Below are 14271 nucleotides of genomic sequence, written 5' to 3'. Positions count from 1 at the left end.
ATCTAGAATACGATAAAGATGAAACATAAGAATATATATAGAATCAGTATCAGCCTGCTTCTAGCTTTTGTGATGGCTTTGCCGACAATAGCACAGAATACTAAAACATTCAAAGGAGTTGTGCTGGATGAGACCGAGCAACCTATTATTGGAGCTGCCATAAAGGTTGTAGGAACAACAGTGGGAACAATAACGGATTTAGATGGAAATTTCACATTGAATGTTCCTGATGGTAAGGAAGTGGAAATCTCTTATATAGGATATGTACCACAACGTTTTTCTGCTCCATTCAAATTGACAAAGATCATCTTGAAGGAAGATACGCAGCAATTGGATGAAGTTGTAGTTGTGGGTTATGGTACGCAGAAGAAAGCGCATTTGACTGGTGCTATCGCCACTGTTCCCGTTGATGATATTCAGGATATTTCAAGTGGAAGTTTGGCCAGTACATTGAGCGGTTTGGCAAATGGTATCTCTGTAAACGGAGGTGATACTCGTCCGGGACAAAACGCTACGATTACTATTCGTCAGAATGGTGAGTTGGAAGAAATGGGAGGTACCAACCTGCAGCCATTGTATGTTATTGATGGTTACATTTATCCTACGGAAGTAAAAGTGGGAAGTACTTATACTAATTTGGGTGCGGAAGCGTTTAACAACTTAGATCCATCAGTTGTGGAAAGTATTTCTATCTTGAAGGATGCTTCTGCAGCAGTTTACGGTGCTCGTGCAGCAAATGGTGTTATTCTGGTAACCACAAAAAAGGGAAAGTTAGGTGCGCCTAAAATTTCATATAATGGAACATTTGGTATTACAGATGAAGTATCTCGTCCTAAGATGTTGAATGCGTATGAGTATGGCAAGTTATGGAATGCAGTACGTATGGCTGACCCGACGGAGACAAGTATTGATCCGTTAAGAGCTATTTTTCAGCAGGATGAGTTGAATGCCATGAAAAGTTTGCACTATGATTTACTGGATAAATATTGGGAATCCGCATTGACGCAGCAGCATAGTGTAAACCTGAGCGGTGCTACTGAAAAAGCCAGTTATTTTGCCGGAATTTCTTATTTTGATCAGGATGGTAACTTAGGTAAGCTGGATTACAATCGTTGGAATTACCGTGCTGGTGTAGATGTGAAAATCAGCAAGTGGATAAAAGCGAATGTACAGGTCTCCGGTGATTATGGAAAGAAAAATACTCCTCTGAATCAGGTCGGAGGTTCGTCTGCAGAGAAAGATTACAATACGCTGTTGACACATCCTTATTATATTCCCGAATATGTGGGTGAATATGCGGTAGCTGCTTACGGTCCTACTAATTCATCGGTAAGTAATATTCAGAATTACAATTTCAATGTACTTCAGAATAATGGCGACTATAAACGAAACATGACATCAAACATGAATATTAATGCCGGGTTGGAATACGATTTCGGATGGAATAAATGGTTGAAAGGACTGAAATTGAAGTTTACTTATTCGAAGAGTGTCAATACGAATAAGACAAATGATTATGGTACTTCTTATAATCTTTATTATTTGGAGACTCGTTCTGGTAGTGGAGAACATTTGTATACTCCAATTGAAGGAGCGGATAACAGTGCATTTGAAAATACTAGTTTTTATTTGGCAAATAGTGGAAAACCGGTGGTTAACTCCAGTACAAGTGATATTACTGGATATTTGTCTCGTTCCATGACTCGTTCGGATAACTATCAGATGAACTTTACTGCAGCATATAATAGGGATTTCGGACTACATTCTGTAGGAGGTTTATTCTCCATTGAAAAGTCTGAATCAGAAACAGAATATTTGTACGGTATGGTTACTAACCCATACGAATTTACGACAGGACAATCTAATTCGGTAGACTGGAATAGTACTCCTAGTACAGAATTCACTCGTTTTGAGTCGGGTAATTTATCTTATATCGGTCGTTTGAATTATTCTTATGATAACAAATATTTACTGGAGTTCCTGCTTCGTTCGGATTCTTCCACCAAGTTTGCTCCTGAAAATTATTGGGGATTTTTCCCGTCAGTATCTGCTGGTTGGGTGGTTTCACAAGAAGAATGGTTTACTAAGAACGTTACATGGATTGATTACTTAAAGTTGCGTGCATCTTTTGGTTTGACCGGTCGTGATAATACAACAGCATGGCAATGGTTGCAGACTTACGGAACAGATAAGGATAAAGGGCCAGTATTTGGCACTAGTACAGAGGCCAATGCCGGTAGTCACCTCACAATGAATAAAAACAATGCAGCAATCAATCGGGATGCTCATTGGGATAAATCTTATAAAGGTAATTTGGGGCTTGATTTCAATGTTCTCGATAATCGTTTATCATTCAATATTGACGCTTACTATGAATGGAACCGTGAGATGTTGCTTAGTTATAATGCCTCTGTTCCATCTACAGTGGGAGCTAATTCTGCGAAAGTGAATTATGGAGAATTGAATACTTATGGTGTCGAACTGTCTGCTACATGGAGAGACAAGATAGGTAAGGATTTTAAGTATAAAATTCAGTTGAACACCGGGTATAGTGATAATGAGATTTTGGTAAGAGACTGGGATCAGAAGCCTACTTATAAGAGCTATAAGAAGGGTGATCGTTTGGATCAAGGCATCTGGGGTATGCAGTGTATCGGTATGTTCCGCAGCTATCAGGATATTGACGAGTATTTTGCCAAGTACAATATTACTTCCTATATGGGTAACGTTAAAGAAGATGTAAAACCGGGTATGTTGATTTATAAAGACGTGCGTGGAGCCAGACAAGATGATGGTACATACGCCGGACCGGATGGTGTGGTTAGCTCTGAAGATGACCAAGTACGGTTATCTAATCGAAGCAATCCTTACAGCATGACAATGAACCTGAACGCAGAATGGAAGGGGCTTTCTTTGACAGCTCAGTTTAATGCGAGCTGGGGTGGTTATAGTTTCTTGCCTGATGATGCAATTTCTTTAGGAAACCAAGGAACATCGGCTAATAAGTATAATGATTTGGAATATGCAAATATGCCTTCGTTCTGGACTACAGACAATATGTTTGTGTATAACGACGTAGTAGATGCAGCAGGTAATGTAGTGGTGAAAGCCAATCGCAATGGAAAATATCCGAACTTGAGATGGGGCAGCGTGAATGCAGTAACTTCTTCTTTCTGGAGAGTAAGCGGAACACGTGTCAAACTGAATCGCGTTACATTAGCTTACCGTATACCGTCAAAATATACAAAAATGATAGGTATCGAAAGTTGCCGTTTTAACATTACAGGACAGAATCTATTAAGTTTCTATAATCCTTATCCGGATAATTTTATTGATCCGATGACTACTTATGGGAATTATCCTACCCTGCGTAAATTCACGATTGGTGTTAATTTAACATTCTAAAAGAACAGTAAAATGAAAAGAAAAAATATATTCCGTATCAGCGTAGCTTTTTGGGCGATGACTGCGTTTACTTCTTGTAGCGACCAGTTCATGCAAGACAAGCAGAACTTTGACAGCACTACTGCCGATGCTTATAATTATTGGAGTGGTGCACTGGGACGTGTAGCAGATGTTTATAGAGTATGTCTGCCAGATCCTAAGGCTACTCCCAGTTCAATGTATAACAGTACCGGTTTAGCAGACGACCAATCTAAGTCGACTGAAGAATATAGTGGATTCAGTGCTTTTGTCGATCCACTCAAGCCGTTGACTTATCAAACCGGAAATAATCCTGTACCTGATTACTTTGAAGGAACGAAAGGTGATCCTATAACTTCCGCTTATGGACGTATTCGTAATATTAATGATGTCATTGCAGGCATTGAAGGAAGCACGCTTTCGCAGGAAGAAAAGAATGAGTTGTTAGGGCAGGTTTACTTCTTTCGTGCATGGTGCTATTATAATTTGGTGAAATGGTATGGTGGTGTGCCCATCATTACGGAAGTACAGGAACCTGTTGAAAGTTCTGTTGTTCCCCGTTCTTCCGCAAAGGATTGTTTCAAATTTATTTGTGACGATTTGGAGAGAGCTGAAACATTGTTAGCACCTTTTACGGGAGCCGGACAATGGATGTCTGGTGATAATTACGGTCGTGTTACTTCCGGTACAGCAGTGGCTTTGTTGGGTCGAGTACGTGTACTATATGCCAGTCCGTTATTTAATCGCTCCAATGATTTGTCTCGTTGGACACAGGCTTACAATGATATAAAAAGATCTATTGACGTGCTGACAGCTGCCGGATATGGCTTGGCTAATGAAAGTAATCCCGGTGTGAACGCTTCCGGTTGGGCTAATCTTTTTACTGAAGTGCCGAGTCAAGAAGCTGTATTTGTAACGCTACACAACACGCTGACGGAAGGAGTTCCTGATTATCGTAAGAATAATACATGGGAAAATGGCATCCGGCCGTACAATGCTAGAGGAGGAGGTGGCAAAACACCTTCCGCCATGTTGGTAGATATGTTTCCTATGTCTGACGGCAAGATACCTGCAACTTGTGAAACATACAATACGTTAACTAAATCAGATATACCTTATTATCGCGAATTTCCTTTCGTCGATCGTGATCCGCGCTTCTATCGTACATTCGCTTTCCCGGGAGTTCGTTGGTCGTTTGTCGGTAATCCTACGACACAAGGGAACCGATACCCGCACAATGGTCCTGATTATGAACTTTGGAACTATACCTGGTATACGGATGCAGCTTATGTAGATGATATTGAAGCCAATAGCAGTGTGACCTATGGCGCTGATGGTCTCCTTAATGATGTAAAAGGTTTTTATGTACGTAAACGCTCTGATGACAGAGATGTGAATGCAACTGCCCGTTATGTCTATGATGAAAAGTCCGGGGGCTTCACACGTTCTGCCGCGCCGTATATGGAGATTAGATATGCGGAAGTATTACTTAATTATGCAGAAGCAGCATGTAATGCAGGTGAGATGGGAGTTGCCGTTGATCAATTACAAAAAATCCGTGCTCGTGTTGGTTATAAAGCTGAAAATAATTATGGATTGGAAGCTGGTTTGGATGGTGACCAGGCTAAATGTATGGCGGCCATCATGTATGAACGTCAAATCGAACTGGCATACGAAGGAAAACGTTTCGATGATATGCGTCGCTGGATGTTGTTTGATGGCGGCGTAGAACTTCCTGAAGGTGCGCCTGTTACTTGGAAACTGACTGGCTGGGGTGGAAACACATGTACATATCTTGGCTTTAAGCCACTCAACGGACAACGTCGCGAGAATCTTGAATTCCGTACAACTGTAAATGGTGGCATTGGTGGAACAAACGTTGACAACGATCCGTTAGTAAAAGCTGGAATTACCCGTCCGGCTGCAATGGATTTGAGAAAGGATCTTGCCGGCGAACAGGATAGGCTGAAAGAATTTTATTCAAATTATTTGACCCGTAAGACAAAGAAAGGCGACTCTTATGATGATAGCCATTCTCCACTGTATATCTCGTTCCTTCCAAGGTATTATATCCTTGGTTTCTCCCAAGGTATCCAGGGTAACAATAGTACATTACTGCAAACCATCGGCTGGGGAGATTACAACAACGGTGGCGCAAACGGTACTTTCGACCCGCTGGCTGAATAAAAATCTCAACTCCCTTCGATATAATTATCCCTGCATTTCGGTGCAGGGATAATTACATCGGAGATGAATCACAGGGGATGCTTCGGCATCGAAAACCATAGAAATTCACCGGTTCCTCCCTCTTTTCTTTGAGAAGACGGCAGGAATTGGTGAATTTTTGTTAGTTAAATCAGCTGATTTTAGTTATCTTTGCCTTTGCAAACTTCTCAAAACGCTTCCCCGAGCCTGCTAAATGCCTGCAAACTTCCAGAAACGCTTTTCCAAGCTTGTAAAATGCCGGAAAACTTTTAAAATCGCTTTTGTAAGCTTGAAAAACGCTTGCAAATTTTAAAAAATGCTTTCACAGGTATGCAAAACGTCCGCGAATTTACAGCAACCATTTCGTAGGCTTGTCCGGATTTCGAATTTTTTAGAGATAGATAGAACAAGTATGAATTCCTAAAGAAAAAATTATGGGAAGTTATCAAAAAGCAGACGGTATCACACTGTCACAACTGAACAACACTGAGTACACCAATTTCATGAATCGTGTGCTGACACTCCTCACCGCAGGAAGTATTTCCAAACTGACAGTAACAAACATCGTGAACAGCATCAAGCCGAAGTTGGTACAAATGGAAGACCTGGTGAACCGTTCCACGGCCAACGCCGAAACAAAGGATTTACTGAAACTGGATGCCGAACGCGATTCGTATGTCAGTTATTTGTTGGCTACTGTCCGTGCGGCCAAAAACTCACCGTTGGCAGCGCAACGAGATGCATATAATACCTTGGAAATCACGGTGCGCCCTTATACCGGACTGGCACGCATGCGCAATATGGAGGAAACGGCAGCCATCAGCGGACTACTGCTTGATTTCCGCAAGGAAGCCGTGAAAACCGCCGTTACGGCACTCAATTTGGATGCCATATTAACGGCACTCGAAACCGCCAATAAAAACTATTCGGCACTGACAGACGCCCGTTCCGTTACTCGTACAGCAGAATCGGTTGCGGACTCAAAGACTGTGCGTGCGCAGCTTGATTCACTCTACGATGACTTGGTGATGCACATAACCGCTGTCAATATACTGACTCCCTCCATAACGGAAGCTTCAGCGTTTCTTACTGCTCTCAACCAAGTCATAGCCGAAACAAAAGCTGCTTATAATCGTCGTAAAGGTATTACGGCTCCCTCAAAGCCTTCCGGAGGCAACGGAACGATAACGCCTGGTGAAGGTGAAGCTCCCGATCCTGATGAAGGCGGTGGAGTAACTCCTCCTTCCGGTGGCAGCGACAGTGGCGAAGCTCCCGATCCGGCTCTCTGACGGCAGCCAATAGAAGAGAAAATGTGAAAAGAGGGAATCTTAAGATTCCCTCTTTTCTTTTACACCAAGCTATTCCGGTTATTCGGATTTCGTGTGTGACACATTCCTTCCTTCGTCGTTTTTTCTTCCGATAGAGAAATGACCGGCAGAAAAAGACACTTTTCAGCAAAGTGATTCTCGATAGTACTACACGGACCATTGGAGACTGGAAAGTCGTTTCTCTCCCCCGCATTTGATAAAAGATCATCATCACTGATTACAAATCTTTTCTTCTTTCGTCTTATTATTGTATTTTTGAATTAACAACTTCACAAAACCAAATAAAAATGAAGAAGAAACAGGTACTTTTAGCAGTTTTTGCTGCAACAATGTTGACTCCGACCGTTGCATGGGCGCAATACCCACAAATATCTGGCGAAGCCAAAGAAAACTATACAAAAATGATGACTGAAGAGCGGAAACGCTCTGATGAAGCATGGGCAAAAGCGTTGCCGATAGTACAAAAAGAAGCTAGAGAAGGACGTCCATATATTCCTTGGGCTGGTCGTCCGTACGATTTGCCACAGGCTGATATCCCTTCATTCCCAGGTGCTGAAGGTGGTGGTATGTACAGTTTCGGTGGTCGTGGAGGTAAAGTGATAACTGTCACAAATCTGAATGATCGTGGACCGGGCTCTTTCCGTGAAGCATGTGAAACTGGTGGTGCACGTATTATCGTATTTAATGTTGCCGGTATCATCCGTCTGGAATCTCCGATTATCGTCCGTGCTCCCTATGTAACCATTGCAGGGCAAACAGCTCCGGGAGACGGTGTTTGTATTGCCGGCGAGTCATTTTGGGTAGATACACATGATGTTGTTGTACGTCACATGCGTTTCCGTCGTGGAGAAACGAAAGTATGGCATCGTGATGACTCTTTCGGAGGTAACCCTGTTGGTAATATAATGATCGACCACTGCTCCTGTACGTGGGGATTGGATGAAAACATTTCTTTCTATCGCCACATGTACGACCCGAGTGAAGGACAATATGAAAGCAAAGACTTGAAACTTCCTACTGTAAACGTAACTATTCAAAATACTATCTCGGCAAAAGCGTTAGATACATACAATCATGCGTTTGGTAGTACGTTAGGTGGTGAGAACTGTGCATTTGCCCGTAACCTTTGGGCTAGTAACTCCGGACGTAATCCTTCTATCGGCTGGAATGGCATATTCAATTTCGTTAATAATGTAGTATTCAATTGGGTGCACCGTTCTTCTGATGGTGGTGATTATACCGCGATGTTCAATATGATTAACAACTACTACAAACCGGGACCTGCTACTCCTAAGGATTCCAATGTAGGACATCGTATTTTGAAACCGGAAGCAGGACGTAGTAAGCTGGATCATAAAGAATATGGGCGAGTATATGCCGACGGAAATATAATGGAAGGCTATCCTGAAATAACTAAAGACAACTGGAATGGCGGTATTCAGATTGAAACTCAACCGAACACTGACGGATATACTGAATACATGCGTAGCTACCAGCCGTTCGAGATGCCGTATATCAATATCATGGGGGCTAAAGATGCTTATGACTATGTATTGAAACATGTAGGTGCGAATATTCCTTGTCGTGATATTGTTGACGAACGTGTGATTGAAGAAGTAAGAACAGGTATTCCTTATTATGAAAAGAAACTTCCTAAAGACGCTTATGGTGACTTGACAGGTTTGTCTCCTAAGTCAATGGGGGAAGACGGACAGTTCAAGTATCGTCGTTTGCCGAAAGATTCTTATAAGCAGGGTATTATTACTGATGTTCGCCAGATGGGGGGGTATCCTGAATACAAAGGTACTCCTTATGTTGATACAGACAAAGATGGTATGCCGGACGAATGGGAAATTGCTAACGGATTAAATCCGAACGATCCGAGTGATGCCAATAAAGACTGTACTGGTGACGGATATACGAATATTGAAAAATATATCAACGGTATCAGCACAAAGCATAAAGTAGATTGGAGAGATATGAAGAACAACTACGATACATTGGCTGAAAAAGGAAAATTAATGTAATTATGAAAAAGATACTGATACTATCATTGCTTTTTATTTCCGGTTGGATGTCTGCGCAGGCAGTCGACTTAAATAAAGAGAATCGTGATCCTGAATATGTAAAGTCTATTGTCGGCCGATCACAAAAGATCGTTGATAAACTCGGACTTACAGATGCGAAAATAGCCGAAGATGTTCGCAATGTCATAGCCAATCGTTACTTCGAATTAAATGATATTTATGAGGTGCGGGATGCGAAAGTCAAGAAAGTAAAAGAATCCGGGTTGACTGGTGAGGCTAAAAATGAAGCTTTGAAAGCTGCGGAAAATGAAAAAGATGCGGCGCTATATCGTTCACATTTCGCTTTTCCTGCCAATTTATCTCTCTTTCTTGATGAAAAGCAAATAGAAGCCGTTAAGGATGGCATGACTTATGGAGTAGTAAAAGTGACTTATGACTCACATCTGGACATGATTCCTACTTTGAAAGAAGAAGAAAAAGCTCAAATCTATGCTTGGTTGATAGAGGCTCGTGAATTTGCGTTGGATGCAGAAAATTCGAATAAGAAACACGCTGCTTTCGGAAAATACAAAGGACGTATCAACAACTATCTGGCTAAACGTGGATATGACCTGAAGAAAGAACGAGAGGAATGGTATAAACGTATAAAAGCCCGTGGAGGTTCTATATAATTAAAAAATAAGATACTATAAAAAGAAGTGAAATTCTTTCCCATTGTAAATGGTTAGTTTGTTTGATGGTGGAAAGGGTGGCTCGGAGAGTCGCCCTTTTATCGTATATAAATTTTGAATCTATTGATTCTTCTAGTATATTTGAGTACAAACGGCGCTTTCCATCGTCTCCTCTGTATAAAAGATACAAATATAGAATATAGAAATGAAAAAGTTAAGAAATACATTAGCCGCAATAAGTCTTCTGTTTCTGGCTTCTTGTGGGGGGAACAAAGACTACTACATGTTCACTTCGTTTCATGAACCGGCTGATGAGGGGTTAAGATACTTATATAGTGAGGACGGAATTCACTGGGACAGTATTCCGGGAGTTTGGCTAAAGCCGGAACTGGGACAGCACCAGCTCATGCGGGATCCCTCGATGGTACGTACTCCGGATGGAACCTACCATTTGGTCTGGACTACAAGTTGGAAAGGTGATTTAGGATTTGGCTACGCACATTCTAAAGATTTGATCCATTGGTCGGAACAACAGATGATTCCTGTAATGGTAAACGAACCGACTACCATTAATGTATGGGCTCCGGAAATTTTCTATGACGACGAGAACGATCAGTTCATGGTCGTATGGGCTTCCTGTGTCCCCGGACGTTTCGAAAAGGGAATAGAAGAAGAGAATAATAATCATCGTTTATACTATATCACTACAAAAGATTTTAAAACCGTTTCGAAAGCAAAACTTTTGTATGATCCGGGATTCAGCACCATTGATGCCGTTATCGTGAAACGGGCAAAGAATGACTATGTAATGGTACTCAAGGATAACACCCGTCCGGAACGTAATCTGAAAATCGCTTTTTCCGATTCTATGACCGGTCCTTATTCGCCCGCATCCCAGCCTTTCACTGAATCCTTTGTAGAAGGCCCGTCTGTAGAGAAGTTGGGCGACGATTATCTAATCTACTTTGATGTATATAAGAAAAAAATATATGGCGCTATGCGTACGAAGGATTTCCGGAACTTTACAGATGTAACAGAAGAGGTAAGCATCCCTGTAGGACATAAGCATGGAACAATATTCAAAGCTCCGGAATCAGTAGTAAAGGCATTGCTGGAAGAAAAGAAATAAATCTGGAACTAATTTAAAATCAGAAATAAATCATGAACAACTCTGCTAAAATTCTTTTTGTACTGGCTGCCGGTTGGTTGACTACTACAGCCTTTGCACAAGATAGAATTCATTATACAGGAAAAGAATTATCGAACCCTGCTTGTCACGACGGACAACTGTCTCCGGTAGTCGGAGTACATAACATTCAGTTGGTGCGTGCCAATCGTGAACATCCCGATGCTTCGAACGGCAATGGATGGACGTATAATCATCAGCCGATGCTGGCTTATTGGAATGGACAGTTTTTCTATCAATACCTGGCAGATCCTTCTGACGAACACGTACCGCCTTCACAGACTTTTCTAATGACATCGAAAGATGGATATCGCTGGACAAATCCGGAAATAGTGTTTCCTCCTTATCAAGTTCCCGATGGATACACCAAAGAGTCTCGTCCGGGTGTGCAGGCCAAAGATCTGATTGCCATTATGCACCAGCGTGTCGGATTCTATGTTTCTAAATCCGGCAAGCTGATTACAATGGGAAATTATGGAGTTGCTTTGGATAAAAAAGATGATCCCAATGATGGAAACGGTATTGGCCGGGTGGTTCGTGAAATAAAGAAAGACGGTTCTTACGGACCGATCTATTTCATTTATTATAATCATGGATTTAATGAAAAGAATACTGATTATCCGTATTTTAAGAAAAGCAAGGATCGTGAGTTTGTGAAGGCTTGCCAGGAAATTCTTGACAATCCGCTGTATATGATGCAGTGGGTGGAAGAAGCCGACCGTGAAGATCCTATTCTCCCGCTGAAGAAAGGATACAAAGCATTCAATTGTTATACATTGCCGGATGGACGTATTGCCAGTCTTTGGAAACATGCGCTTACCTCTATCAGTGAGGATGGCGGACATACTTGGGCAGAGCCTGTGCTTCGTGCAAAAGGTTTCGTCAATAGCAATGCGAAAATTTGGGGGCAGCGTTTAAGTGATGGTACATACGCCACTGTATATAATCCGTCGGAATTTCGTTGGCCGCTGGCTATATCTTTGAGTAAAGATGGATTGGAATATACAACATTGAATCTGGTGCATGGTGAAATCACTCCCATGCGTTATGGAGGAAATTATAAATCATACGGTCCTCAATATCCACGTGGTATTCAGGAAGGCAATGGGGTACCTGCCGATGGTGATTTGTGGGTTTCTTACAGTGTGAACAAGGAAGATATGTGGATTTCCCGTATTCCTGTCCCGGTGGAAATAAATGCTTCAGCACATGCGGATGATGATTTCTCTAAAAATAAATCAATTGCGGAACTGACTGACTGGAATATTTATTCTCCGGTTTGGGCTCCTGTTTCTTTGGAGGATCAATGGTTGAAGTTGCAGGATAAAGATCCGTTTGATTATGCCAAAGTGGAACGTAAAATTCCGGCTTCTAAAGAATTGAAAGTATCATTTGATTTGAAAGCCGGCCAGAATAATAAAGGCACACTCCAGATTGAATTTCTGGATGAGAATGGAATAGCCTGTTCTCGTATGGAACTTACTGATGATGGCATTTTCCGATTGAAAGGCGGCTCCCGGTTTGCAAATATGATGAAATATGAAGCAGGAAAGGTTTATCATGTAGAAGCAGTCCTTTCTACTGTTGATCGTAATATTCAAGTATATGTAGATGGCAAGAGAGTAGGGCTGCGTATGTTCTATGCGCCCGTGGCTGCTGTGGAGCGAATCGTATTCCGTACTGGCGTACCTCGTACATTCCCGACTGTAGATACTCCTGCCGACCAGACTTATGATCTGCCGAATGCAGGTGCGCAAGATCCATTGGCTGAATATGGCATTGCCAATGTGAAAACATCTTCTGCAGATAAAGATGCGTCTTCTGCTTTTTTAAAGTATGCTGACTTCAGTCATTATGCAGACTATTTCAACGGTATGGAAGACGAAAATATTGTTCAGGCAATTCCCAATGCAAAGGCTTCGGAATGGATGGAGGAAAATATTCCTTTGTTCGAGTGTCCGCAACATAACTTTGAAGAAATGTATTATTATCGTTGGTGGTCATTGCGTAAGCATATCAAGGAGACTCCTGTTGGCTATGGCATGACCGAGTTTCTCGTTCAGCGTTCTTATTCTGATAAATATAATTTGATTGCTTGTGCTATTGGACATCACATTTATGAAAGCCGTTGGTTGCGTGATCCGAAATATTTGGATCAGATTATTCATACATGGTATCGTGGCAATGATGGCGGTCCGATGAAGAAAATGGATAAGTTCAGCTCATGGAACGCAGATGCTGTTTTGGCTCGTTACATGGTAGATGGTGATAAGGACTATCTGCTGGATATGAAGAAAGATCTGGAAACCGAATACCAGCGTTGGGAACGTACGAACCGTTTGAAGAACGGATTGTATTGGCAGGGTGACGTACAGGATGGTATGGAAGAATCAATCAGTGGCGGACGGAGGAAGAAATATGCCCGGCCGACAATCAATAGTTATATGTATGGCAATGCTAAAGCACTTTCATGTATAGGAATTCTTTCCGGTGATGAGGGGATGGCTATGAAATATGGCATGAGAGCAGATACTTTGAAAAATCTGGTAGAAAATGAATTGTGGAATACACGTCATCAGTTTTTTGAGACGATGCGTACGGACTCTTCCGCGAATGTGCGTGAAGCAATCGGATATATTCCCTGGTATTTCAACCTGCCGGATACCACCCAAAAGTATGAAATTGCCTGGAAAGAAATTATGGATGAAAAAGGCTTCTCTGCTCCTTATGGATTGACAACTGCAGAACGTCGTCATCCGGAGTTCCGTACACGTGGAGTAGGCAAGTGTGAGTGGGACGGTGCTATCTGGCCGTTTGCTTCCGCACAGACATTGACAGCAATGGCTAACTTTATGAATAATTATCCGCAGACTGTATTGTCTGACAGTGTATATTTCCGTCAGATGGAATTGTATGTGGAATCACAGTATCATCGTGGTCGTCCCTATATTGGTGAATATTTGGATGAGGTGACCGGTTATTGGCTGAAAGGAGATCAGGAACGTAGCCGTTATTATAATCATTCCACTTTCAACGACCTGATAATTACAGGGCTGATCGGGCTTCGTCCACGTTTGGATAATACGATTGAAGTGAACCCCTTAATTCCTGCCGACAAGTGGGATTGGTTCTGCTTGGATAATGTATTATATCATGGTCATAATCTGACGATTCTTTGGGATAAGAATGGTGATCGCTATCATTGCGGAAAAGGATTGCGCATTTTTGTAGATGGTAAGGAAGTAGGGCAGGCGAATACATTGACAAAAATCGTTTGTGAAAATGCACTTAAATGATAATTTTGCGGAGTGCCCTGAAAGGGCTTAATTATATAGCGTAGGGCAACGCCCTACGTAAAAACGACAATCTGAATTTGCGCCCTGAAAGGGCATAATTGTATACGGTTCCGCCCTTTCAGGGCTTGTGGCTGG

General features: G+C 42.0%; 7 protein-coding genes. All 7 read left to right on the top strand.

Features of this window, described 5'->3' with window-relative positions; all coding sequences use genetic code 11:
• Nucleotides 1-18 precede the first annotated feature (18 nt).
• Nucleotides 19-3405 (top strand): SusC/RagA family TonB-linked outer membrane protein, encoded by a 3387-nt coding sequence (locus HMPREF0106_RS15555; protein ID WP_004311797.1) that lies wholly within the window; start codon nt 19-21, stop codon nt 3403-3405.
• Nucleotides 3406-3417: 12 nt separating this feature from the next.
• Nucleotides 3418-5610, top strand: coding sequence for a RagB/SusD family nutrient uptake outer membrane protein (locus HMPREF0106_RS15560; protein WP_009039637.1), 2193 nt, complete (start codon nt 3418-3420; stop codon nt 5608-5610).
• Nucleotides 5611-6062: 452 nt separating this feature from the next.
• Nucleotides 6063-6917: a DUF6261 family protein gene (locus HMPREF0106_RS15565; protein WP_004311799.1), complete on the top strand. Its 855-nt coding sequence runs from the start codon at nt 6063-6065 to the stop codon at nt 6915-6917.
• A gap of 326 nt (nt 6918-7243) precedes the next feature.
• The gene (locus tag HMPREF0106_RS15570) at nt 7244-8983 is read left to right on the top strand and encodes a thrombospondin type 3 repeat-containing protein (protein ID WP_008770997.1); all 1740 of its coding nucleotides are present in this window, start codon (nt 7244-7246) and stop codon (nt 8981-8983) included.
• A gap of 2 nt (nt 8984-8985) precedes the next feature.
• On the top strand, nt 8986-9654 hold the full coding sequence (locus tag HMPREF0106_RS15575; protein ID WP_004300481.1) for a DUF3826 domain-containing protein: 669 nt from the start codon (nt 8986-8988) through the stop codon (nt 9652-9654).
• 205 nt (nt 9655-9859) lie between these two features.
• Nucleotides 9860-10783 (top strand): glycoside hydrolase family 43 protein, encoded by a 924-nt coding sequence (locus HMPREF0106_RS15580; protein ID WP_009039636.1) that lies wholly within the window; start codon nt 9860-9862, stop codon nt 10781-10783.
• A gap of 32 nt (nt 10784-10815) precedes the next feature.
• A complete protein-coding gene (locus HMPREF0106_RS15585; RefSeq protein WP_009039635.1) occupies nt 10816-14136 on the top strand; it encodes an MGH1-like glycoside hydrolase domain-containing protein in 3321 nt (1106 codons plus the stop codon).
• Nucleotides 14137-14271: the final 135 nt, after the last annotated feature.

This window comes from Bacteroides sp. D22 (genome assembly GCF_000163675.1).
In the GTDB taxonomy this organism is placed as follows: domain Bacteria; phylum Bacteroidota; class Bacteroidia; order Bacteroidales; family Bacteroidaceae; genus Bacteroides; species Bacteroides xylanisolvens.
This window is presented reverse-complemented; position numbering and strand designations above follow the sequence as displayed.